The sequence below is a fragment of the uncultured Microbacterium sp. genome (assembly GCF_963521645.1).
Classification (GTDB): Bacteria; Actinomycetota; Actinomycetes; order Actinomycetales; family Microbacteriaceae; genus Microbacterium.
The window spans coordinates 20,682-43,228 of record NZ_CAUQVQ010000015.1 but is presented as its reverse complement, the minus strand read 5'-3'; the positions used below and the strand labels follow the sequence as shown (position 1 = coordinate 43,228).

The following is a 22,547-nucleotide window of genomic DNA, read 5'->3' as shown; positions in this document are numbered from 1 at the left end:
GTCACGACGCGTTCAGGACTGAGCGGTAGACATCGAGCAGCGCTTCGAGGTGGGTGCTCTGGGCGATGTCAGCGCGGGCGGCTATCGAGGCCGCGCTCATCTGCGTGACCCTCTCGGGGTCGCGGATCAGATCGCGCAGCGCACGGGCGAGCGCGTCCGCATCCGGAGTCGTCGTGACCGTCCCGGCGCCCTGCGGCAGCAGTCCTGCCAGCTCGGGGTCGGTGACGACGACGGGGAGGCCCGCGGCGATGGCCTCGAGGATCACCATCGGCTGGTTGTCGAAGTCGAGCGAGGTCGAGACGAGCACGTGTGCATCTCGCATCGCTTCCAGCACCCGCGACTGGGTGACTCCGCCGTGCACGGTGAGGCGTCCGTCGGGCAGTGCGGCCGCGGCCGCGGTCACGCTCTTCCTCGCCACGCCGTCGCCGAACATCTCGGCGCGGATCCCCGGCACCTGTGCGACGGCGTCGTGGAACACCTCGGGACGCTTCTCGGGCGACAGGCGGCCGCACCACACGACCCGCAGCGGCTCCTGCGGATCGACGATCCTCGGCGAGGGTGTGCCGATCTCGGCCAGCACCGAGTCCTCCAGACCGTTCGACAGCACGCTGAGGCGCGTCCGCACCCCCTGGTCGAGGAGCTTGGTCGCGAAATGCTGAGACGGCACGATCACGTGATCGGCATGGTTCGCCTGGCTCACCATCAGCGTCCACATCCGTCTCGCCGTCCGGGTGGCGACATAGGGCGCCTGCGTGTGGAGACCGGACTCGTGGCTCAGGCGGCGCCGGTGCATCGCGGCGAGCACAGCGGTCGTGACCGACGGCATCGGCAGCACGGACCGTGTGTAGACGTCGATGCGGCCGTGCATGGTCTGCACCACGGGCACGCCCTGTGCACGAGCGGCTTGGAAGCCCGCGAGTGCTGCGAACATCTCGGTGTGCACGTGGACCACCTCTATCCCGTGCGTGCGCAGTCCCGCGCCGAGAGCCTCGGCCGCGGCGGCAGGGGTCCACGTGAAGGGATAGCCGTCGGGCGCGAAGCCACGGGCTGTGGGCAGGCGCACGACGTGCGGATCGCTGCTCGGCCCGGCCAGCGGAGCGAACACGAACACCTCGTGACCGTCGCGCTCGAGGGCCTCTCGGTGCGCCTTGATGACGGTCTGCACGCCTCCGAGGGTCGGCAGGTAGTAGTCGGTGACCATGGCGATGCGCACTCGACCACAATAGGGCGGCTATCGTGAGGTGCATGTCCGGAGCCCCTGTGCTGGTGACGGGGGCGAGCGGGTTCCTCGGCGGCTACGTCGTGTCCGAGCTGCGCCGGCACGGGCACGAGGTGTTCGCCGCGGGGCGCGACGCGGTCGCCCTCGCCCGGGTCGCCGATGACGCGCACCGGGTGCTCGGCGATCTCGCCTCGCTGCGAGAGCGCGACCTGGAGGTCGATGCGGTCATCCACTGCGCCGCGCTCTCGACGCCCTGGGGCGCGTGGAAGGACTTCCACGAGACGAACGTCGCGGGCACCCGCCACGTCGTCGAGTTCGCTCGACGCAACGGCGTGAGACGCATCGTCTACGTGTCGTCGCCGAGCGTCTACGCGGCGAGACGGGATCGCATCGGCATCAGAGAGGGTGACGTCGACCGGGACAACCGCATGAACGGGTACATCCGCTCGAAGATTGCGGCGGAGGGCGTGCTTCAGGAGGGACTCGAGGCCGGGGAGATCGGCGAATTGGTGGTCGTGCGACCCCGTGGCCTCATCGGAGTGGGCGACCCGAGTCTGGTCCCGCGACTGCTGGACGTGCACGCCAGGATCGGGGTACCGCTGTTCGGCGGCGGAGAGAATCTCATCGACGTCACCGCGGTGGAGAACGTCGCCACGGCTCTTCGGCTCGCCCTGACGCGGGGGGACGCCGCGGGGGGCGTGTACAACATCACGAACGGCGATCCGCGGCGTTTCCGGGACCTGCTGACGACACTCCTCGCACTGATGGGTGAAGAGCCCCGGTTCCGCCCGATGGATCGACGAGTCGCGTGGGCGCTCGCGTCGGCGCTGGAAGGGATCTGCGCCGTTCTGCCGAATCGGCCGGAGCCGCCCCTCACGCGATACACGCTGAGCACGATCGCGTTCTCGCAGACGCTCGACATCACGCGCGCCACGACGGAGCTCGGCTACCGTCCGGAGGTCCTCCTCGACGATGCGCTCTCCAGGGTCGCCGCGCACCTGAGGGCGACTGCCTGATGGGGCGTCTGCGTCACTACGTCTGCGGCAGCACGTCTCACGAGCTCGGCGCGGTGTTCCGCGGAATGGCCGCCGGGCGGCGCGAGTTCCCGGCGGGTGTGTTCCTCTACGACGCCGACGACGGACGACGGGTGCTGTTCGACACGGGATACGCCACGGCCCCCTGGCACACCGGGTGGCGGGGTCGCGTGTACCGTCGGCTGCTGCCCCCGAACGTCGCGGCCGTCGAGGACGTCGCTGCGCGCCTCACCGCGGACGGCGTCGATCCGGCATCGGTGACGCACGTCGTCCTGTCGCATCTGCATCCCGATCACGTCGGGGGAGTGCGGCGTTTTCCCGAGGCGACGTTCGTGCTCAGCGAAGGGCACGAGCGGACGCTGCGTGCGCCCCGCGTGCGCACCGGGGTGCTGCCGGGGCTGTTGCCCGAGTGGTTCGCGCGAGCCGAGCGGGTCGTGCTGCACGACGACGCGTTCCAGAGCACGACCGTCGACGGCGTGGAACTCCGCGCTCACGACCTGCTCGGCGACGGCTCGTACCTCATCGTCGATCTGCCCGGACACGCGGACGGGCACGTGGGCGCGCTGGTCGAGTCCCGTGTGCTGCTGGCCGGGGACGCGGCATGGGGGCATGACCTGATCGACGCGTCGTCACGGATGCGGTGGCTTCCCCTGGCGATCCAGCATGACGCGGGTCGGTACATGGCCACCTCCACCGTGCTGACGCATCTCGCAGGGGCCGGCATCCGGGTGGTCTGCAGCCACGATCCCCTCGCATCGACGGAGCTGCTGGGCTGATGGGCGCGCTGCGGATCGTGCGGGAGTTCGCGATGGTGCGGTGGTTCCGTCCGCTGCGCACGCGACGCTCGGTGGTGCGCCGCCAGCAACGGCTGCTCGCGGTGCATGTGAGGTTCCTCGCCCGACGGTCCCCGTACTTCCGGGCGCTGCTGGCGACCGCATCCTTCACGGAGCTGCCGGTCATGGACAAGCGCATCATGATGAGTCGTTTCGACGAGATCAACACGGTCGGGGTCCGCAAAGACGACGCACTCGCGCTCGCGCTCGCGAACGAGCGCGCGAGAGAGTTCGACCTCGATCTCGGGTCGCACTCCGTCGGGCTCTCGAGCGGCACCAGCGGTCACCGAGGACTGTTCGTCGTCAGCGGCGCGGAGCGCGATGCGTGGGTGGGAACGGTGCTCGCGCGCACCCTGCCGCGCGGGAGGCTGTTCGGGCACCGGATCGCGCTCTTCCTCCGGGCGGACAACACGCTCTACGAGTCGGTCGGGTCGAAGGCGGTCTCGTTCCGGTACTTCGACGTCTACGACGACATGCGCGAGAACGTCGCCCGCCTGCAGGAGTACCGCCCGACCATCCTCGTCGCGCCACCGTCGGTACTGCGCACCATCGCGCGCGCAGCGGACGCGGGCACCTTCGACGCGGTGCCGCAGAAGGTGTACTCGGTCGCGGAGGTCCTCGAACTGTCGGATGAGCGCCGCATCAGAGCGTCACTCGGACAGTCGACGATCCACCAGCTCTACCAGTGCACGGAGGGGTTCCTCGCGCACACGTGCGACCACGGCGTGATCCATCTCAACGAGGACAACATCCTCGTGGAGCGGGAGCATCTGGACGCCGAGCGATTCACACCCATCGTGACGGATCTGCGGCGCCGCGCCCAGCCGATCGTGCGCTACCGTCTGGGCGACGTCCTGCGCGAACGAGGACGGCCGTGCTCTTGCGGCAGTGCACTCACCGCGATCGAGAGGATCGAGGGGCGAGAGGGCGACACGCTCGTCTTCCGCGGACTCGACGGCCGCCGCGTGCCGGTGTTCGCGGACCTCATCGGGCGTGCGATGATCCACGCCGACGGATTCGACGAGTACCGCGTCACGCAGATCGCGGAGTCGCTGGTGCAGATCGCTCTCGACACGGTCGATGATCGATCCCGGCGGCGCGTCACGGAGGAGATCGCGGCGCTGGCTGACCGACTGCGGTGCGAGCCTCCTGCCCTCGTCTTCGTCGACTATGTGCACGACGGCTCGGTCAAGCTGCGGCGCGTCATGAGGGAATGGGGGACCGGAGATCATGAAGGCCTGTGAGATCGCGGGATGGGGAACGTCGTTGCCCGCGCGGACCGTGCGCTTCGGCGAGGAGGTGAGATACCGGATCGAGGATGAGGTGTCGCACCTCGACATGTTGACCCGGGCGTGCGAACGTGCGCTCGAGCATGCCGGCGTCGCTGCCGAAGACGTGGACCTCGTGCTCGGGGCCGCGGCCGCCGGAGTCCAGCCGATCCCGTGCACCGCGGCCCTGGTGCTCGAGAGGTTGACGCTCGCAGGGCACGCGGCGGCGTTCGACGTGAACTCGACCTGCACGAGCTTCATCACGGCGCTCGACGTGGCGTCGCGCTACCTCGAGGACGGCGACTACGAGACGATCCTCGTGTTCGCGGGCGATGTCGGCAGTCGCTTCCTCGACCCGGCTCAGCGTGAGAGCTTCGAGCTGTTCAGCGATGCCGGCGCGGCGTTCGTGCTTCGACGATCGGACTCGTCCGACCGCGGCGTGATCGCGACCGCCCAGCGCACCTGGCCGGCCTACGCGCACGACACGGAGATCAGGGGAGGGCTCTCGAGGTCGCCCGCGCAGCTGTACGACCGCAGCGACCCGCGCGATTATCTCTTCGACATGGACGGGCGCAGGGCGCTGCTCGGAATGATGCGCGTGCTTCCGGCATTCTTCGACGAGTTCCATCGCAGGACGGGCATCGTCCACGACGACGTCGCGCTGTGGGTGCCCCACCAGGCATCCGCGGCGCTCGGTCCCATGCTGGATCGCCTCGGCATCCCCGCCGACCGGCGCGTCGACGAGGTCAGCGCCTTCGGCAACATGGTCTCCGCCTCCGTGCCGTTCATGCTCGCACGGGCCCTCGACAGCGGTCGTGTGCACCGCGGCGACGTCGTGATCCTCTGCGGTACCGCGGCAGGGCTCACCGCGAACATCCTCGCGCTCCGGCTCTGAGCCCCGTCACTCCCGAACGGATCGGCGCGCTCAGACCAGGGTTCGTCCGATGCTGCCGATCACGCCGTCGATCGGCTGCCCTGATGCGTCGCGTCGCGCGCCCGCTTCCGGAAGCTTGCGCACGGCACCGGTCGGATCGACCGCCTGAGCGGGGTTCGGTCCGACCCACGCGACCATGAGGCGGTCCTCGCCCTTCAGGAAGGCATGCGCGCGCACGCCGCCGGTCGCGCGGCCCTTGGACGGGTACTCGGTGAACGATGACACCTTGGCGCGACCGGGATCCGTTCCCGGCAGGCTGCTGTCGGCTCCGGAGACGGTCGCGACCACCGCGTCGGCCTCGGGTGCCACGGCGCCGAAGAACAGCACAGTCGCCCCGGCGCCGAGCTTCACGCCCGCCATGCCGCCCGCAGGAGCGCCCTGGGGACGCACGGCCGACGCGGAGAAGCGCAGCAGCTGCGCATCCGTCGTCACGAACACGAGGTCGGCGTCGTCTGGAGCCTCGGCGGCGCCGACGACCGAGTCGCCCGGCTTCATGCCGATGACCTCGATGTCGGGACGCACCGGGAGCGTCGAGGGGACGATGCGCTTGACCGTGCCCTGCGCCGTGCCCAGCGCGATCGGTGTGTCGCTGTCGAACCGGATGAACTCGAGTATCCGCTCGCCTCGTGTCGTGATGCCGAGGTAGTCGCGCAGCGGCGTGCCGGCGGCGAGCTGCACCGACGATGAGGGCACCGAGGGGAGGTCGACCGGCGTGAATCTCAGCACGCGGCCCTCGGTCGTCAGTGCTCCGATGTCCCCGCGCACCGTGGTCGAGACGGTCGTCAGGATCGCGTCGTGCTTGCTCCTGCGAGCCGGAACCGCGAGCTCCTGACCTTCCGCGAGATCGACGCGCACCGCGCGGCCCGTCGTGGACAGCGCGATGACCGTCGGCGCATCGGCGATCTGCAGATCGGCGGCGGCGCCCTTGGCGGCGCGCGGCTTCGCAGGCGCCGCGTTCATGAGGAGGGTACGTCTCGGTGTGCCGTAGGCATCTGCCGCCGCGTCCAGCTCTGTGGCGACGGCCGCGCGCAACAGGACATCGCTCGCCAGCAGTTCACGCAGGGCCGCGATGTCGGCCAACAGGGCATCCCGCTCGGATTCGAGTTCGATGCGCGAGAACTTCGTGAGCCGGCGCAGTCGGAGTTCGAGGATGTATTCGGCCTGCAGTTCGCTGAGGTCGAAGACCGAGCGCAGCCGCGTGCGCGCCTGCTCCGAGTCGTCCGAGGACCGGATGACCTGGATGACCTCGTCGATGTCGAGGATCGCGATCAGCAGACCTTCGACGAGGTGCAGCCGCTCCTCGCGGCGGGCGAGACGGTACCGGCTGCGGCGGGTGATCACTTCGAGCCGATGCGCGACATAGACGCTCAGCATCTCCTTGAGGCCGAGCGTGCGCGGCTGCCCGTCGACGAGAGCGACGTTGTTGATGCTGAACGAGTCCTCGAGCGGCGTCAGACGGTACAGCTGCTCCAGCACCGCGTTCGCGTCGAAGCCGGTCTTGATCCCGATCGCGACCCGCAGCCCGTGGTTGCGGTCGGTGAGGTCGGTGACGTCGCTGATGCCCTGCAGCTTCTTGGACTGCACAGCATCTCGGATCTTCTCGATGAGACGCTCGGGCCCGACCATGTACGGCAGCTCGGAGACGACGATGCCGGTGCGGCGAGGTCCGAGGGATTCGATCGACACCTTGCCGCGCACCTTCAGCGCGCCGCGGCCGTTCGCGTAGGCATCCCTGACGCCGTCGAGCCCCATGAGGATTCCGCCCGAGGGGAAGTCCGGCCCCGGGACGAACTCCATGAGCTCCTCGGTGGTCGCATCGGGATTCTCGAGCAGGTGCGTCGCCGCCGCGACGACCTCGATCAGGTTGTGCGGCGCCATGTTGGTCGCCATGCCCACGGCGATGCCGCTCGCGCCGTTGACCAGGAGATTCGGGAAGGCGGCGGGCAGGACCGCCGGCTGCTGGAACTGGCCGTCGTAGTTCGGGATGAAGTCGACGACATCCTCGTCGAGGTTCTCGGTCAGCGCCATGGCGGGCGACGCGAGCCTCGCTTCGGTGTACCGGGCGGCCGCGGGGCCGTCATCGAGGGATCCGAAGTTCCCGTGCCCGTCGACCAGAGGAACGCGCAGCGCGAAGTCCTGCGCCAGGCGGACCAGCGCGTCGTAGATCGCGGAATCGCCGTGAGGATGCAGCTTTCCCATCACCTCGCCGACGACGCGTGCGCTCTTCACATGGCCGCGGTCGGGCCGCAGGCCCATCTCCGCCATCTGATACAGGATGCGTCGCTGGACGGGCTTCAGGCCGTCGCGCGCGTCCGGCAGCGCGCGAGAGTAGATGACCGAGTACGCGTATTCGAGGAACGAGCCCTGCATCTCGCTCTCGAGATCGATGTCCTGGATTCTCTCCGGGGCGAGCTCGGGCGGCGGGGTCTTCGGCATGGCCATCCTGAATGGTGCGAGGCTGAGAACGTACGGGAGCCTGTGTCAGACTGGCTCGGATGTCCCTCATGCTACCGTCCGAGTCGCCCTCAGCCCGGAGCCTCGTCGGGGTGGCGGACGACCTGTTCGCCGCCCTCCGCGGCGAGTCCGCGGCACTGCCGCGCGCGACCTCGGTCGTGCTGGTCCTCATCGACGGTCTCGGGGCGATCGGTCTGCGTGCTCATGCCGGCCACGCGCGTGCCCTCACCGCGGGGATGGGCAAGAAGGACGTCGCCGTCTCGGTCTTCCCCTCGACCACGGCTGCGGCGCTGACGAGCACCCTCACCGGCGCCTGGCCCGGTGAGCACGGTCTCGTCGGATATCGCGTGCTCGACCGCTCGCGCGACGTGCTCGTGAACCAGCTCACCGGCTGGGAGGCCGAGGGGGTGGATCCGGCGACCTGGCAGAGCATGCCCACGGTGTTCGAACGCGCCCGAGCCGAGGACCGTCCCGCCTTCGCCGTGGGCGTCGCGGCGTACGAGAGCAGCGGGTTCACACGAGCCACCCTCCGCGGCGCGGAGTTCGTGGCGGCCGGTACCCCCGCCGAGCGCGTCGAGACCGCGTTCGATCTCGCGGAGCGCCACCCGGGCTCGCTCGTCTACTGCTACCTGCCCGAGGCCGACAAGGCGGGTCATCGACACGGCGTCGCATCGCTGGCATGGGTCTCCGCACTCGAGGAGATCGATCGTGCGCTGTCCCGCACGGCGCCCTCGGGGGTCGGCGTCCTCGTCACCTCGGATCACGGGATGGTCGACGTCCCCGCGCATCGTCAGGTGGTGCTCGAGGCCGAGCACCTGCACGGTGTGCACGCGATCGGCGGCGAACCGAGGATGCTGCACGTGTATCTCGACCCGGGCGTCGACGTCGCACAGGCCTCTGCGCGCTGGTCGGAAGACCTGGCGGGCCTCGCCGACGTGGGTACCCGCGAGGATGCGATCGCCGCGGGGCTGTTCGGTCCGACCGTGACGGAGGCGGCTGCCTCGCGGATCGGGGATCTGCTCGTCGTCGCACGAGGGAACGGCGCCGTCTACGACGGGACCGCGGCGGACCAGCGGGGCCGCGGGATGGTCGGACAGCACGGCGGTCTCACTCCGGAGGAGCGCCAGGTGCCGTTGCTGCGTTTCGGCGCGTTCGCCCGCTGACGCGGCGCACGACCGGACCGGTGCGCGCTTACTCGTCGGTGCGTGCCCCGAAGACGATCTCGTCCCACGACGGCATCGCATTGCGTCGCTTGCGGCGACCGCTGCCGTCCGCGCCCCCGGATTCCGGTGCGGGCTCGGGTGCAGCCGGGGGCTCTTCGATCGGGCCGGTCTCGAAAGCGTCGAAGATCGCGATCGGGTCGTTGTCGGAGCTGACCTGGGCGTCGTCGTCGAGCAGCGGTGCCGTCTCGCGCTGACCCCGTCTGCGGCGCAGCGCCTCGAGCAGATCGGCCGTCTCCGGACTGGTCGTCTGCGACTCCGGCGCCCGCTTGGTCGCGGCCTCCTGCACGGACGCGGGGGAGCGCTCGCGCAGGGCGGCATCGTCCGCGCCATCCGCGGCGGGCACGAGACGGGGGCCGAAAGCCCCCGAGTCGAAGCGGCTGTCATCCTTGTACGGCGAGACCTGTCGCTCGCTCTCCACGGCACGCAGCCGCGGGATCAGTCCCTCGGGGAGAGACCCCTGACGGGAGAGCTGAGTGGCGTCGGCGTTGAGGGGAGCGAGCGCGCTGCGTCGCGGATCGAAGCTCCAGCGCGCGTCGTGCTCGACGTCATTGGCTGCGAACTCGAGCTTGATGATCCATCCGCTGTCGTCCTTCCAGCTCGCCCACCGTTCCGCCGATGCCTCGACCTCGGTCAGCTTCGCGCGGATGGCGGTGCCGAAAGTGGGCTGCGCGTCGGGTTCGACATCACTGCCGATCAGCACGGGGACGGCGAGGGCCTGACCGATGATGTGCTCGCGCTCCGCGAGGACGGGACCTTCGAAGCGCGCCACGTCCTCCACGGTGATCCCGAGGAGCTCGGCGACCTCGGGCGCGGTCAGGCCGGCGCGGATCTGAGCCTGGATGTCACGGGGGCTGGCCGCGAGCCGTTGCGGTGCAGGCTCGCCCTGGCGGGTGGCCCGCCTGATCTCGCGGTGCAGGACGTCGTCGATGGGCAGCGCGAACCGCTCGCCCGACTCGGTCGCGAGTACCAGGACTCCTGCTTCTGTGCCGACGATGGTGACGTTTTCCATGCGAATGCCCCTCTGATGGGTGTGCACTCATGGTGTCATGAGGCCGAGCCCGGGGCAGGGAATACTCTGGGCGCGCCGCCAGTTTGGTCTGTGGCAGCCGCGGGCATTTGCTTATTGCTTCGAGGTCATGCAAACTATGGCCGCCGATTACCCCGACGGCGCACCACCCACTCGCATGAAAGTGGAGATTCACCACATGGCAACCGACTACGACGCTCCCCGAAAGAGTGAAGACGACTCCGAGTCGATCGAAGCCCTGAAGGAGCGTGTGCCGGACAAGCTCTCCGGCTCTTCGGGAGACGAGGATGCGGACAACCCGTCCAGCTTCGATCTCCCCGGTGCCGATCTGTCCGACCTCGAGCTCGATGTCGTCGTGCTGCCCGCGCAGCAGGACGAGTTCACCTGCATGAGCTGCTTCCTCGTGAAGCACCGCTCGCAGCTCGATCACGAGGACGCATCCGGCCCCATCTGCAAGGAATGCGCCGCCTGAGCGCATCCGAGCGACGCTCCACGCGCCCCCGACCTCACGGTCAGGGGCGCGTTCGTCGTTGAGGCTCGGTCAGCGGGTCGAGGCTCGGTCTGCGTTGCGGGGCTCAGTCGCCGGTGCGAGCGATCGCCGCCGCGAGCCGGTCCGGCGTACGGCTCGAGATCGTCCAGGTGTCGACCGGATCGTCCTGATCGGTGTTGGGAACGGCGACGACCCCGTCGATGCCTCCGCGGATGAGGTGCCATCCGCGCGCAGGGAGACCGGGACCGCGAGCCTGTCGCGCGGCGTCGCCCGTGAGCGCGACCGGATCGCCGAGATGGCGGGTCTCTATGTGCGCACGGCCTGCGCGCAGCACGCCGTTCTCGACGGAGACCACGGGTGCCGCAGCGACGAGCCCGACGACGAGGAGTGCGGAGACCGCCGCGCCGATGATCAGGGCGACGGTCGCGGAGCCGAGCGGGATGAAGATGAGCGAGACCATGGGCCCCGCGAGGGCCACCGTCGCCAGGAGTCGCAGGCTCGGTGAGAGCCTCTCTCTGTAGCGCGGTCGTGTGTCGCGAGCGATGTTCTGCATTAGCCTCGGGGGGTGACTGATTCCGTTGATCTCCCCATTATCGCGCCTGTGCTCGACGGCGCGCCCGTCGTGCCCGGATACGCGCATCCGGGAGACGCCGGCGCCGACCTGGTCGCGGCCGAGGCCGTGCGTCTCGAACCGGGGGAGCGCGCGCTGGTCGCCACCGGCGTGCGCATCGCCCTGCCGGAGGGTTACGCCGCCTTCGTGGTTCCGCGCAGCGGCCTCGCCGCCAAGCACGGGATCTCCATCGTCAATTCGCCCGGAACGGTCGACGCCGGGTATCGCGGCGAGATCAAGGTGAGTCTGATCAACACCGACATCCGCAGCGCGTACGATGTCGCCGTCGGCGATCGCATCGCGCAATTGATCATCATGCCCGTGACGCGCGCCGTCTTCCTCCCGGTCGAGCAGCTGCCGGACAGCGTCCGCGGCGAAGGCGGTTTCGGCTCGACCGGCTATCAGGCAGCAACCCAATCGACTCCGGCAGGACAGGCCAATGACTGACAACAACGCGACTCCCTCGAAGTCGGCTCCCGACAACCGCGCCACCGACGGTCCCTTCGACGACTCCGAGGCGAATCCGGTCCGCCCGTACATCGATCTCGGCGGCATCAAGATCCTGCCGCGCGAGGGGCTCAATCTGCGTCTCGAGGTCGAGGAGCAGTCGAAGCGGATCGTCGCGGTCGGTCTGGACTACGCCGACTCGTCGCTGCAGGTCCAGCCGTTCGCGGCTCCCCGCTCCGGCGGGCTGTGGGACGAGACCCGCGTGCAGCTGCGCGATCAGGTCCGCTCTCAGGGCGGGCGCGTGGAGGAGCGTGACGGCCCGCTCGGCAAGGAGCTCCTCGCCGAGGTCCCCGCGGCGGCGAACGAGGGCTCGGGCCTGCGTCTCGCGCGCTTCATCGGGATCGACGGACCCCGCTGGTTCCTGCGCGGCGTGATCGGCGGTGCGGCCGCATCCGATCTCGACGCTGCCGCCAAGGTCGAAGATCTCTTCCGGTCGATCGTGGTCGTCCGCGGCGGCGCTCCGATGCCGCCGCGCGATCTCATCCCGCTGAAGATGCCGGCGACCCCCGGTTCGGCGTGAGCACCCCCGGAACGGACCCGGAGCGCGAGCAGAGCGCCTCGGAGATCCTCGGGGCAGCGCTCGGCGGCGCGGCGCGGCGCGCAGGGCTCGATCCCGCCGAGACCGGTGCGACCCATCGGGTCGTGTGGTCGGCGATCGGCGGGTGGCGCGGGATCCTCGAGTCGGTGTTGCCGAGCCTCGCGTTCGTCGTCCTCTTCACGATCGCCCCTGATCCGCTGGCTCTGCCGCTCGGAGTGTCCGTGGGTCTCGCCGCGGTGTTCACGGTCGTCCGACTGCTGCAGAAGTCGCCGCCGTCCGCGGCGATCGGCGGTCTCGTCGCTGCCGCTGCCGCGGCAGCTCTCGCGCTGTGGACGGGCCGCGGTGAGGACAACTTCGTCCCCGGACTGATCACGAACGCGGTGTACGGCACGGCGATGCTCGTGTCGGCGCTGATCGGGTGGTCGCTCATCGGTCTCGCCGCGGGTTTCCTCATGGGGGAGGGGACGGCATGGCGGAACGACCGACGCAAGCGTCGTGCATTCCTGTGGCTCGGCGTGGCCTGGGCGGCGCTGTTCTACGCCAGACTCGCGGTGCAGCTGCCCCTGTATCTGGCAGGCGACGTCACCGCTCTCGGCACTCTCAAGCTCATCATGGGACTCCCGCTGTTCGCGCCCCTGATCGCGGTCACCTGGCTCGTGGTGCGAGCGCTGTATCCGCGTACCCCGAATTCCGATACACCGCGCTAGTCGTGATAGATTTATCTTGACATCAAGATAAATTGCAGGCTTTCGCCCGGAGGATGAGCGGAGCAGACTGGTTAGGTCTGCCTTGCTAGCCGCAGGGGCTCGCTGGCGAGCAAGATGGAGGCGCCTGTCGCTCCCATCCGAATAGAAGGAGACGGAATCGTGTCCACGGTGAACAGCTTCGGTGCCCAGAGCACCCTGACGGTCGGCAGCACCGACTACGAGATCTTCCGCATCGACACGGTGCCCGGTTTCGACAAGCTCCCTTTCAGTCTGAAGGTCCTCCTCGAGAACCTGCTTCGCACCGAGGACGGCGCGAACGTGACGAAGGCGCAGATCGAAGCACTGGGTTCGTGGGATGCCGCGGCTGAGCCGAGCACCGAGATCCAGTTCACGCCGGCCCGTGTGGTCATGCAGGACTTCACCGGTGTCCCCTGCATCGTCGACCTCGCCACGATGCGCGAGGCCGTCACGGCACTGGGCGGCGACGCCAACAAGATCAACCCCCTATCGCCCGCCGAGATGGTCATCGACCACTCGGTGATCGCCGACCTCTTCGGTTCGGAGAACGCCCTCGAGCGCAACGTCGAGATCGAGTACGAGCGCAACGGCGAGCGCTACCAGTTCCTCCGCTGGGGCCAGACGGCCTTCAGCGATTTCAAGGTCGTTCCCCCCGGAACCGGCATCGTGCACCAGGTCAACATCGAGCACCTCGCCAAGGTGATCTACGACCGCGAGGTCGACGGCGTGCTGCGTGCTTACCCCGACACGTGCGTCGGCACCGACTCGCACACCACGATGGTCAACGGCCTGGGCGTGCTGGGCTGGGGAGTCGGCGGCATCGAGGCCGAGGCCGCGATGCTCGGTCAGCCGGTGTCGATGCTGATCCCGCGCGTCGTGGGCTTCAAGCTCTCGGGCGAGATCCCGGCGGGCGTCACCGCGACCGACGTCGTGCTCACGATCACCGACCTGCTGCGCAAGCACGGTGTCGTCGGCAAGTTCGTCGAGTTCTACGGCGAGGGCGTGGCATCCGTGCCGCTGGCGAACCGCGCCACCATCGGCAACATGTCGCCGGAGTTCGGCTCGACCGCGGCGATCTTCCCGATCGACGACGTCACGCTCGACTACCTGCGCCTGACCGGTCGCAGCGAAGAGGCGGTCGCGCTCGTCGAGGCGTATGCGAAGACCCAGAAGCTCTGGCACGATCCGTCGCAGGAGCCCGTCTTCAGCGAGTACCTCGAGCTCGACCTCGGCACGGTCGTGCCGTCGATCGCCGGGCCCAAGCGCCCGCAGGACCGCATCCTCCTCTCCGAGGCGAAGTCGCAGTTCGAGCAGGACATCCTCAACTACGCCGCCATCGGCGAGGAGACCGTCGAGGTCGAGGGAACCTTCCCGGCATCCGACCCCGGCACTGCGCCCGGCGTCGAGCACGAGCACGTGGCAGTCAACGGCGTGTCGCATCAGCACGAGGAGGAGCACGTCGAATCGATGCTGCTCTTCAGCGGAGGCCCGCACCCGGCGTCCAAGCCGGTTCCGGTGTCCACGCCCGACGGTCAGCGCTACATGCTCGACAACGGCGCCGTCACCCTCGCGGCGATCACCTCGTGCACCAACACGTCGAACCCGTCGGTGATGATCGCTGCAGGCCTCGTCGCCCGCAAGGCGCTCGAGAAGGGCCTGAAGCAGAAGCCGTGGGTCAAGACCACGCTCGGACCCGGCTCGAAGGTCGTCACCGACTATTACGAGAAGTCCGGTCTCGACAAGGACCTCGAGGGCCTCGGGTTCTACACGGTCGGCTACGGCTGCACGATCTGCATCGGAAACTCGGGCCCACTGATCGAAGAGGTGTCCGAGGCGATCAACGCGAACGACCTCGCCGTCACGGCCGTGCTCTCCGGTAACCGCAACTTCGAGGGACGCATCAGCCCCGACGTGAAGATGAACTACCTCGCCAGCCCGCCGCTGGTCATCGCATACGCTCTCGCCGGGTCGATGCACTTCGACTTCGAGACCGACGCGCTCGGCAAGGACAGCGACGGCAATGACGTGTTCCTCAAGGACATCTGGCCGAGCCCCGACGAGGTGCAGGAGATCGTCGATTCCTCGATCTCGCGCGAGCAGTTCATCAAGCAGTACGCGACGGTCTTCGACGGTGACGAGCGCTGGCGCAGCCTGCCCACCCCGGACGACGACATCTTCCAGTGGGATGAGAACTCGACGTACGTGCGCAAGGCGCCGTACTTCGACGGCATGACGATGGAGCTCACCCCGGTGCGCGACATCGAGGGTGCGCGCGTCATGGCGACCCTCGGCGATTCGGTCACGACCGACCACATCTCGCCCGCGGGCAACATCAAGCCCGGAACGCCGGCAGCGCAGTACCTCACCGAGCACGGCGTCGACCGCAAGGACTTCAACTCCTTCGGCTCGCGTCGAGGCAACCACGAGGTGATGATCCGCGGCACGTTCGCGAACATCCGCCTGAAGAACCTGATGGTCTCGGCTGTCAACGACGGTCAGGTCGTCGAGGGTGGGTACACCCGCGACTTCACGAAGCCGGGTGGACCGCAGTCGTACATCTACGACGCGAGCATGAACTACCAGGAGCAGGGCACGCCCCTGGTCATCTTCGGCGGCAAGGAGTACGGCTCCGGTTCGTCGCGTGACTGGGCGGCGAAGGGCACGAGCCTCCTCGGCGTCAAGGCGGTCATCACCGAGAGCTTCGAGCGCATCCACCGCTCGAACCTCATCGGCATGGGCGTCGTCCCGCTGCAGTTCCCCGCCGGCGAGAGCTGGGAGTCGCTGGGTCTCGACGGCACCGAGGTCGTCTCGATCACGGGTCTCGAGGAGCTCAACAACGGCGTCACGCCGAAGACGGTGCGCGTGACCGCCACGCCGAGTGAGAACTCGCCCGAGGGCAAGCAGGTCGTGGAGTTCGACGCTGTCGTGCGCATCGACACCCCCGGTGAGGCGGACTACTACCGCAACGGCGGCATCCTGCAGTACGTGCTGCGTTCGCTCGTCTGATCGCACGGCGAAAGGGCTCGGTTCTCCGGAACCGGGCCCTTTCGTCGTCTCGGCCGCCGTGTCAAGGGGGCGGTCGTGCTCCGGCCTTTCGCAGATGCCCCGCGGTAGGATCGATCAGGCCTCCGAACCGGAATCGGATGCCGCCAACGGTGCCTATGAGGAGGTGCAGATGCCCATTCTTCCGAGCATCTCAGGACCCCGGGACCTCGACGCCCTGTCAGAGGACCAGCTCATCGAACTCGCCGGCGAGGTCCGCGAGTTCCTGGTCGAGAACGTATCGCGCACCGGCGGTCATCTGGGGCCGAATTTGGGTGTCGTGGAACTCACGATCGCTCTGCACCGCGTGTTCTCGTCGCCCGATGACCCCTTCATCTTCGACACGGGACACCAGTCGTACGTGCACAAGCTGCTGACGGGGCGCCAGGACTTCTCGTCGCTGCGGCTCCGCGGTGGACTGGCCGGATACCCGCAGCGATCCGAGAGCGCGCACGATGTGGTCGAGTCCTCGCACGCGTCGAGCTCGCTGAGCTGGGCGGACGGCGTCTCCCGGGCGCTGACGGCCACGGGCCGTGCCGACCGCCACGTCGTCGCCGTGGTCGGCGACGGCTCGCTGACAGGCGGCATGACGTGGGAGGCGCTCAACAACATCTCCGACGACAACGACCGCAATCTCGTGATCGTCGTCAACGACAACGGCCGGTCCTATGCGCCCACGATCGGCGGCATGTCGCGCTACCTCAACCGCGTCCGCACGGCGGCCGCGTACAAGGAGCTCCACCACAAGTCCGATCTGCTCTTCCGCGCCTTCGGGCCGGTCGGTCGCGCGGTCTTCCGCGGCGTCCGGGGCGGCACGCACGGCTTCCTGTCCCGTTTCACCAACAACGAGGCGCTGTACTCGAATCTCGACATCAAGTATCTGGGTCCGGTGGACGGCCACGACCTCCCGGCTCTTCTCGAGACACTGGAGCTCGCGAAATCCTTCGGAGCGCCCGTCATCGTGCACGCCATCACCGAGAAGGGGCGCGGCTACCAGCCGGCACGCGACGACGAGGCCGACCAGTTCCACGCCGTCGGTCGAATCGATCCCGTCACCGGCGAGACCCTGTCGTCCGGCGGGACGGGGTGGACGGATGTCTTCTCCGATGCGCTCGTCTCGGTCGGGGAGCGTCGCAGCGATGTGATCGCCATGACGGCCGCGATGCTGCGTCCTACGGGTCTGGCGCCCTTCGCCGAGCGTTTCCCGGACCGTGTGTACGACGTCGGGATCGCCGAGCAGCACGCGGTCGCATCGGCGGCGGGACTCGCCTTCGGCGGCCTGCACCCCGTGGTGGCGCTGTATGCGACGTTCATGGGGCGTGCGTTCGATCAGGTGCTCATGGACGTGGCGCTGCATCGAGCGGGCGTGACGTTCGTCCTCGATCGCGCCGGGGTCACCGGTCCAGACGGCCCCAGTCACCACGGCATGTGGGACCTCGCGATGCTGCAGATCGTTCCTCACATCCGCATCGCGGCCCCGCGCGACGGGGTGCGCCTCCGCGAGGCGCTCGACGAGGCCGTCCTCGTCGAGGACGCCCCCACCGTGATCCGCTTCCCGAAGGGGGATGTCGCCCCCGACCTCCCCGCGCTCGAGAGGCTGCACGACGGCGTCGACGTGCTCGCCCGGGGGGAATCGGAGGACGTTCTCCTGGTCGCCATCGGCCCGTTCGCCTCACTCGCGATGGATGTCGCCGAGCGACTGCGGGCGCAGGGGATAGGTGCCACCGTCATCGATCCGCGCTGGGCCATCCCCGTGCAGCCGTCCATCGTGAGCATGGCGGCCCGGCACCGCCTCGTGATCACCCTCGAAGACGGCATTCGCGTGGGCGGTATCGGCACGCGCGTGCGGCAGGTGCTCCGCGAGGCGGGCATCGACACGGCGGTCGACGAGTTGGGACTGCCCGACGAGTTCATCGATCACGCGTCGCGGGAGGAGATCCTCGCCGATGCCGGTCTGACTGCATCGAAGATCGCGCAGGATGTCGTGTCCCAGGTGCTCGGAACCCGTATCCCGGTGGCCCGGGACGCAGGCACGAGCGGGACGATCGACGTGCCGCTCCACGAACGGGGATGACCGCCTGAGTCGCCGACGCTGAGCGGCCGGCTGATCCGGGGCGCTCTCAGTTCAGCGCGTGGAGGGCGGCGACGGCCTGGGCCCCGCGGTCGGCGTCGCGCAGAGCGGACGACAGCAGGTATCCGTCGGTCAGCGCGTCGCCGGTGACCATGACTCGCACCAGCTCCACTCCGCATGCTCGCCGCACCTCGTCCGCGCTGGCGGCGATCACGCGGGTGTTGATCTCGTCGTTGTGCGGCAGGTCCGCGCCGTCGAGTGCATGGATCACGTCGCGCAACGCGGCGCCCACGATGTTCGAGGCGCGCTCCGTGACGTTGACGACGTCGAGTTCGAACACCCGGAGATCCCGCCCGGTCGGGATCGGACGCCATTCGAACGACGCATGCACGCGGTGCTGATGTCCGCTCGCCCCCGTCATCTCGCGTGCCGGGAGGTCGGTCGCCCTGCACCGCACGTCGATGAGGCGATACCAGTAGAACAGGGGGAACGCTCCGTGGGAGCCGGGGTCCAGCACGACCACCTCGCCCACCGCTCCACCGCGGGACGACCCACGACGCTGCGGGCGGTTCCGGATGATCGGCTTGCCGTTGCGCGTGCGGATCGCCGCCCATCCTTCGTCGACCGTGACGACGAAGATCTTCAGCAGCGCGGGAACGACCAGGAGGATCGTGAGGATCGCCGTGCCGGTCTTGAAGACTCCCGACATTCCTTTTCCGCCCACCATCGAGAGGAGCATGTCCATGTCACCACTGTGCCTGCTCGACGGCGTTCGCGAGGCCTTCTGTCGGGTGCGCGCGCAGGTGTTCACACTCTGTTCCGTGCTCGTTACCCGATCTGCCGCAGGGTGGATACGGCGTGACCGGTCAAGGCGGTCTGAGTCAGGAGAGCGTCGAGAGCACCTCCGCGACGGTGGCCGCGACCGACGGCCACTGCTGCTCCCGTTCGTCATCGACGAGTCCGACCCGGGTGCGACGATCGAGGATGTCGTCGGCCGTCATCGCTCCCTCGGCGCGGACTGCGAACTCGATCGCGGCTCGGGACACGCGACGGCTGCCGCCGGGAGCCTGCATCGCTGCGGGCGCGGTGTCGGTGAGCCGCAGCGACGCGGTGCGACTGGGTCCGGCTTCGAGTCCGGCTGATCCGACGGCGAGGTCGACCGCATCCTCCGCCATTCGCCGATAGGTGGTGAGCTTGCCCCCGAGCACGGTGATGAACCCCCGCGGGGACACGCTGACGAGGTGGCGGCGCGAGATGTCGGAGGTCGCTGCTGCGCCCTCGTCGACCAGCGGGCGCAGGCCTGCGAACGAGCCCCGCACTTGCGCACGGGCGACGGGCGTCGAGAGGACTCGGTTGAGAGTGGCGAGAAGGAAGGCGATCTCGGCTTCCGTCGCCGCGGGGACGCGCGGCACGGGTCCTGGCGCGTCTTCGTCGGTGAGCCCGACGATCACGCGACCGTTCTGCTGCGGCAACGCGAACACGTAGCGGCTGACCGAGCCCTGATGCGGGATCGTCAGCGCTGCGGCCGGGTGCCCCAGCGCCTCGGCGTCCAGCACGATGTGGGATCCACGACTCGGCCGCACCGAGATCGAGTCGTCGAGTGTGCCCGCCCACACACCCGTGGCGTTCACCACGCTCCGGGCCCGCACGTCCAGACGCTCGCCCGTGAGTGCATCCTCAGCCGTCGCACCGTCGACGCGCACCTCGAGCGCTCGCACCCGAGTGAGGATCCGCGCACCCCGTGCTGCCGCCGTGCGAGCGACCGTCACGACCAGTCTCGCGTCGTCGAGCAGCTGGCCGTCGTAGGAGAGCATCGCGCCGCGCAGACCTCCCTGCGCGAGCGAGGGCACGAGCCGGCGAGCGGTCGCGGCTGAGACGAGGCGCGGCGGCGGAAGGATGTGTCGGGGTGTTCCTGCGCGCATGCGCAGCAGGTCGCCCATGGCCATCCCGAGCGTGCCCGCGACGCGCTGACGGCTCGTCACCCCCGGCGCGAAGGGCAGCAGCTGCGCGAGAGGGCTGATGAGATGCGGGGCGATTCGCGTCATCAGCAGATGCCGTTCCCTGGCGCTCTCCTTCGCCGTGGCCAGATCGCCCGTGGCGAGATAGCGGAGCCCGCCATGCACGAGCTTCGAACTGAACCGGCTCGTGCCGAACGCGAGGTCCTCGGCCTCGAGAAGAGTGACGCTCAGCCCTCGAGAGGCGGCGTCGAGCGCGACGCCGACGCCTGTGATGCCCCCGCCGATCACCAGAAGGTCGACCGTCTCGTCGGCGGCGCGCGACAGGTCGGCGGCGCGTCGTGCGGCGTTGAGATCGGACGAGCGGGTCATGGCCGGAGCAGCCCGTCGAGTGCGGCGCGCAGCTCACGCTCCCAGGCGTGCTCGGAGATGAGCTCCGAGACTGTGCCCTGGGAGAGGACCGCCGACTGCGCGATGAGCAGCAGCATCACGGCGATCTCGTGGGGGTCGCCGTCGCGCACCAATCCGTCGTCCTGTGCGGCGCCGATCGCCGACGCCAGCCAGCTCAGGATCAGCCGTTGACTCGATCCGACGCGCTGCAGCATGTAGCGGGTGAAGGCCTCCGGCTCGTCGGCGAGCAGACGCCCGAACACGTCATCGGCGCGGAAGAGTGCGGAGAAGCGGAGCATGTCGTCGACGAGTCCGGGTCGGCTGACGGCAGGAGAGGGGAACGCTGCCAGGATCGTCGCCACTCTTCGCAACAGGGCCGAGCGCACGACGTCGTCGGCGTCGCTCCAGCTGCGGTAGATCGTGGGGCGGCTGTGGCCCGCGCGCCGAGCGAGCTCCGCGATCGTCACCCCGTGCACTCCGCGTCGACCGATCAAGCCGTCGGCGGCGTCGAGGATGCGTGACTGGGTGGCGTCCCATTCGGGCATCCGCATCGGTGCGACAGCAGGCGCTTGACGTTCTTTCATGATGTGTCACACTGTAACGCATGAGCTCAGAAGACGGCAGGGTCGCCGTGGCATCGGAGATGCGCTGGAACGGCTGGGGGGATCCGGCCCAGGCGTCTGATCTGCCTCGCGCTGTGCGGATGCTGCTGCCGCTGCTGCTCGGACGCATCCGCAAGCCCGAACCGTCGGTCGACCTCTCCGAGGTGCAGCTCGTGCCGTCTGCGCTGCAGGAGGGTGATCTGCACGACCTGGCGACCATCGTGGGCCCCGAGCACGTCGACTCCTCGAGAGAGGCGCGGATCCGTCACGCGGGAGGCCGCTCGACCCCGGACCTGCTGAGGCGCCGCAGACGCGAGCAGGCCGCACCGGATGCCGTCGTGTCTCCGACCGGGCACGATGCGGTCGCGGCCGTGCTCCGCTTCTGCGCCGATCGTGGGATCGCGGTGATCCCCTTCGGCGGCGGAACGAGCGTGGTGGGCGCGCTCGAGCCTGAGCGGGGTGCGCATCGCGCGGTGATCAGTCTCGATCTGCACCGTCTCTCGGGCCTGATCCGACTCGATGAGGTGAGTGGAGAAGCGACTTTCGCCGCGGGAACCAGAGGGCCGGATGCCGAGGCGCTGCTCTCCCGACGTGGATTCGAGCTCGGGCACTATCCGCAGAGCTTCCGGTACGCCACGGTCGGCGGGTTCGCCGCCGCGCGCTCGTCCGGACAGAACTCCGCGGGACACGGGCGCTTCGACGATATGGTCACCGGACTCAGGGTCGCGACTCCCACCGGCGACCTCGACCTCGGACGGTCGCCGGGATCTGCGGCCGGGCCCGACCTCATCCGAGTCTTCCTCGGATCGGAGGGCGTCTTCGGTGTGATCACCGAGGTGCGGGTCCGCGTGCATCCGGTGCCGACAGAACGCGTCGTCGAGGCATGGAGCTTCTCGGACTTCGCCCAGGGGGCAGATGCCCTGCGACGAGTGGCGCAGCGCGGTGGCGGTCCGACCGTCATCCGACTGTCCGACGAGGCTGAGACCGCCGTCAGCCTCGCTCAGGTGGGCCGGATCGGCAAGGCGCTCTCGAAAGGAGCGAGCATGGTGACCGTGTACGAGGGTGCCGACAGTGCCGGTCGCCGCGAGCGGACCACGGCCATCCTCGCGGAGGCCGGGGGAGCGTCATCCGGCGACGGAGACGCGGCCGCCTGGCTCGACGGGCGATTCGACGGGCCGTATCTGCGCGATTCACTGCTGGACGCAGGCGTGTTCTGCGAGACGCTCGAGACCGCGACCACCTGGGCGAACCTCCTCCACCTCAAAGAGGAGGTGACGGAGGCGCTGCGTGAGTCTGTCGAGACGGCCGGCGGCAGGGCCTATGTGATGTGCCACATCTCGCACATCTACGCCACGGGTGCCTCGCTGTACTTCACGGTGATCGCGAACCTCCCCTCCGACCCGCTCGAGACCTGGAGGGAGATCAAGGGCCGGGTGAGCGATGCGATCCTGGCTGCGGGAGGCACGATCAGCCACCACCACGCGGTCGGCCGCGACCACGCACCCTGGCTCGAGCAGGAGATCGGAGAGACGGGCGTGCGCATCCTCGCCGCGATCAAGCGGGAGCTCGATCCCTCGTGGATCCTGAATCCCGGGGCCGTCATCTCCTCGCACAGATCGCGCTGA

General features: G+C 69.0%; 19 protein-coding genes. 12 read left to right on the top strand and 7 right to left on the bottom strand.

Annotated features, from left to right (window positions below):
• Nucleotide 1: 1 nt before the first annotated feature.
• Nucleotides 2–1,213 (bottom strand): glycosyltransferase, encoded by a 1,212-nt coding sequence (locus tag RWO82_RS05970; RefSeq protein ID WP_314424669.1) that lies wholly within the window; start codon nucleotides 1,211–1,213, stop codon nucleotides 2–4.
• Nucleotides 1,214–1,245: 32 nt separating this feature from the next.
• Here RWO82_RS05970 and RWO82_RS05965 point away from each other — a divergent pair, with 32 nt between their 5' ends.
• From RWO82_RS05965 to RWO82_RS05950, 4 genes are read left to right on the top strand one after another with little or no spacing between them, the layout of a single operon-like run.
• A complete protein-coding gene (locus RWO82_RS05965) occupies nucleotides 1,246–2,235 on the top strand; it encodes an NAD-dependent epimerase/dehydratase family protein (protein WP_314424666.1) in 990 nt (329 codons plus the stop codon).
• Nucleotides 2,235–3,029, top strand: a complete 795-nt coding sequence (locus RWO82_RS05960) for an MBL fold metallo-hydrolase (protein ID WP_314424663.1) — start codon at nucleotides 2,235–2,237, stop codon at nucleotides 3,027–3,029. The genes RWO82_RS05965 and RWO82_RS05960 overlap by 1 nt, the downstream gene beginning before the upstream one ends.
• Nucleotides 3,029–4,330, top strand: coding sequence for a F390 synthetase-related protein (locus RWO82_RS05955; RefSeq protein WP_314424660.1), 1,302 nt, complete (start codon nucleotides 3,029–3,031; stop codon nucleotides 4,328–4,330). The genes RWO82_RS05960 and RWO82_RS05955 overlap by 1 nt, the downstream gene beginning before the upstream one ends.
• Nucleotides 4,317–5,249 carry a 3-oxoacyl-[acyl-carrier-protein] synthase III C-terminal domain-containing protein gene (locus RWO82_RS05950; RefSeq protein ID WP_314424657.1) on the top strand — a complete coding sequence of 311 codons (933 nt, stop codon included), beginning with the start codon at nucleotides 4,317–4,319 and terminating at the stop codon, nucleotides 5,247–5,249. Before RWO82_RS05955 ends, RWO82_RS05950 begins: the two co-directional genes overlap by 14 nt.
• Before the next feature lie 30 nt (nucleotides 5,250–5,279).
• On the opposite strand, the gene RWO82_RS05945 is transcribed toward RWO82_RS05950, so the two are convergent.
• Complete coding sequence (locus RWO82_RS05945; RefSeq protein ID WP_314424655.1) at nucleotides 5,280–7,724, bottom strand: DNA topoisomerase IV subunit A; 2,445 nt, start codon at nucleotides 7,722–7,724, stop codon at nucleotides 5,280–5,282.
• 59 nt (nucleotides 7,725–7,783) lie between these two features.
• Here RWO82_RS05945 and RWO82_RS05940 point away from each other — a divergent pair, with 59 nt between their 5' ends.
• Entirely contained in the window at nucleotides 7,784–8,905 is a 1,122-nt protein-coding gene (locus RWO82_RS05940) for an alkaline phosphatase family protein (protein WP_314424654.1), read from the top strand.
• A gap of 28 nt (nucleotides 8,906–8,933) precedes the next feature.
• On the opposite strand, the gene sepH is transcribed toward RWO82_RS05940, so the two are convergent.
• Nucleotides 8,934–9,974 carry a septation protein SepH gene (sepH, locus tag RWO82_RS05935; protein ID WP_314424652.1) on the bottom strand — a complete coding sequence of 347 codons (1,041 nt, stop codon included), beginning with the start codon at nucleotides 9,972–9,974 and terminating at the stop codon, nucleotides 8,934–8,936.
• A 196-nt stretch (nucleotides 9,975–10,170) separates the two neighbouring features.
• Here sepH and RWO82_RS05930 point away from each other — a divergent pair, with 196 nt between their 5' ends.
• Entirely contained in the window at nucleotides 10,171–10,464 is a 294-nt protein-coding gene (locus RWO82_RS05930) for a DUF4193 domain-containing protein (protein ID WP_201469844.1), read from the top strand.
• A 103-nt stretch (nucleotides 10,465–10,567) separates the two neighbouring features.
• Here the strand turns inward: RWO82_RS05930 and RWO82_RS05925 are convergent, their stop codons facing one another.
• Nucleotides 10,568–11,035, bottom strand: coding sequence for a DUF3093 domain-containing protein (locus RWO82_RS05925; protein WP_314424649.1), 468 nt, complete (start codon nucleotides 11,033–11,035; stop codon nucleotides 10,568–10,570).
• A 12-nt stretch (nucleotides 11,036–11,047) separates the two neighbouring features.
• Between RWO82_RS05925 and dut the strand changes: the two genes are divergently transcribed.
• The 5 genes from dut (at nucleotide 11,048) to dxs (ending at nucleotide 17,978) form a co-directional block, all read left to right on the top strand.
• Nucleotides 11,048–11,539: a dUTP diphosphatase gene (gene dut, locus RWO82_RS05920; RefSeq protein ID WP_314424648.1), complete on the top strand. Its 492-nt coding sequence runs from the start codon at nucleotides 11,048–11,050 to the stop codon at nucleotides 11,537–11,539.
• Nucleotides 11,532–12,119, top strand: coding sequence for a DUF3710 domain-containing protein (locus RWO82_RS05915; protein WP_314424645.1), 588 nt, complete (start codon nucleotides 11,532–11,534; stop codon nucleotides 12,117–12,119). Before dut ends, RWO82_RS05915 begins: the two co-directional genes overlap by 8 nt.
• Complete coding sequence (locus RWO82_RS05910) at nucleotides 12,116–12,844, top strand: DUF3159 domain-containing protein (RefSeq protein WP_314424642.1); 729 nt, start codon at nucleotides 12,116–12,118, stop codon at nucleotides 12,842–12,844. The genes RWO82_RS05915 and RWO82_RS05910 overlap by 4 nt, the downstream gene beginning before the upstream one ends.
• 159 nt (nucleotides 12,845–13,003) lie before the next feature.
• Nucleotides 13,004–15,868: an aconitate hydratase AcnA gene (gene acnA, locus RWO82_RS05905; RefSeq protein ID WP_314424640.1), complete on the top strand. Its 2,865-nt coding sequence runs from the start codon at nucleotides 13,004–13,006 to the stop codon at nucleotides 15,866–15,868.
• Nucleotides 15,869–16,037: 169 nt separating this feature from the next.
• Entirely contained in the window at nucleotides 16,038–17,978 is a 1,941-nt protein-coding gene (gene dxs, locus RWO82_RS05900) for a 1-deoxy-D-xylulose-5-phosphate synthase (RefSeq protein WP_314424637.1), read from the top strand.
• Between the two features lie 46 nt (nucleotides 17,979–18,024).
• Here dxs and RWO82_RS05895 read toward each other — a convergent pair whose 3' ends face one another.
• The 3 genes from RWO82_RS05895 to RWO82_RS05885 all read right to left on the bottom strand — a co-directional run bounded on the left by RWO82_RS05895 (nucleotide 18,025) and on the right by RWO82_RS05885 (nucleotide 20,904).
• Entirely contained in the window at nucleotides 18,025–18,720 is a 696-nt protein-coding gene (locus RWO82_RS05895) for an SPFH domain-containing protein (protein WP_314424635.1), read from the bottom strand.
• Between the two features lie 136 nt (nucleotides 18,721–18,856).
• A complete protein-coding gene (locus tag RWO82_RS05890; RefSeq protein WP_314424633.1) occupies nucleotides 18,857–20,302 on the bottom strand; it encodes a glycerol-3-phosphate dehydrogenase/oxidase in 1,446 nt (481 codons plus the stop codon).
• Nucleotides 20,299–20,904, bottom strand: coding sequence for a TetR/AcrR family transcriptional regulator (locus tag RWO82_RS05885; protein ID WP_314424631.1), 606 nt, complete (start codon nucleotides 20,902–20,904; stop codon nucleotides 20,299–20,301). The genes RWO82_RS05890 and RWO82_RS05885 overlap by 4 nt, the downstream gene beginning before the upstream one ends.
• Nucleotides 20,905–20,924: 20 nt before the next feature.
• On the opposite strand from RWO82_RS05885, the gene RWO82_RS05880 reads away from it, so the two are divergent.
• Nucleotides 20,925–22,547 (top strand): FAD-binding oxidoreductase, encoded by a 1,623-nt coding sequence (locus RWO82_RS05880; protein WP_314424629.1) that lies wholly within the window; start codon nucleotides 20,925–20,927, stop codon nucleotides 22,545–22,547.

Bases quoted from the DNA above. Each gene is read 5' to 3' on its own strand.
- RWO82_RS05965 (WP_314424666.1), top strand. From the start codon at position 1,246: ATGTCCGGAGCCCCTGTGCTGGTGACGGGGGCGAGCGGGTTCCTCGGC.
- RWO82_RS05955 (WP_314424660.1), top strand. From the start codon at position 3,029: ATGGGCGCGCTGCGGATCGTGCGGGAGTTCGCGATGGTGCGGTGGTTC.
- RWO82_RS05915 (WP_314424645.1), top strand. From the start codon at position 11,532: ATGACTGACAACAACGCGACTCCCTCGAAGTCGGCTCCCGACAACCGC.
- RWO82_RS05885 (WP_314424631.1), bottom strand. From the start codon at position 20,904: ATGAAAGAACGTCAAGCGCCTGCTGTCGCACCGATGCGGATGCCCGAA.
- dxs (WP_314424637.1), top strand. From the start codon at position 16,038: ATGCCCATTCTTCCGAGCATCTCAGGACCCCGGGACCTCGACGCCCTG.
- RWO82_RS05895 (WP_314424635.1), bottom strand. From the start codon at position 18,720: ATGGACATGCTCCTCTCGATGGTGGGCGGAAAAGGAATGTCGGGAGTC.
- RWO82_RS05925 (WP_314424649.1), bottom strand. From the start codon at position 11,035: ATGCAGAACATCGCTCGCGACACACGACCGCGCTACAGAGAGAGGCTC.
- RWO82_RS05940 (WP_314424654.1), top strand. From the start codon at position 7,784: ATGTCCCTCATGCTACCGTCCGAGTCGCCCTCAGCCCGGAGCCTCGTC.
- RWO82_RS05945 (WP_314424655.1), bottom strand. From the start codon at position 7,724: ATGCCGAAGACCCCGCCGCCCGAGCTCGCCCCGGAGAGAATCCAGGAC.
- RWO82_RS05890 (WP_314424633.1), bottom strand. From the start codon at position 20,302: ATGACCCGCTCGTCCGATCTCAACGCCGCACGACGCGCCGCCGACCTG.
- RWO82_RS05950 (WP_314424657.1), top strand. From the start codon at position 4,317: ATGAAGGCCTGTGAGATCGCGGGATGGGGAACGTCGTTGCCCGCGCGG.
- RWO82_RS05960 (WP_314424663.1), top strand. From the start codon at position 2,235: ATGGGGCGTCTGCGTCACTACGTCTGCGGCAGCACGTCTCACGAGCTC.
- RWO82_RS05930 (WP_201469844.1), top strand. From the start codon at position 10,171: ATGGCAACCGACTACGACGCTCCCCGAAAGAGTGAAGACGACTCCGAG.
- sepH (WP_314424652.1), bottom strand. From the start codon at position 9,974: ATGGAAAACGTCACCATCGTCGGCACAGAAGCAGGAGTCCTGGTACTC.
- RWO82_RS05880 (WP_314424629.1), top strand. From the start codon at position 20,925: ATGAGCTCAGAAGACGGCAGGGTCGCCGTGGCATCGGAGATGCGCTGG.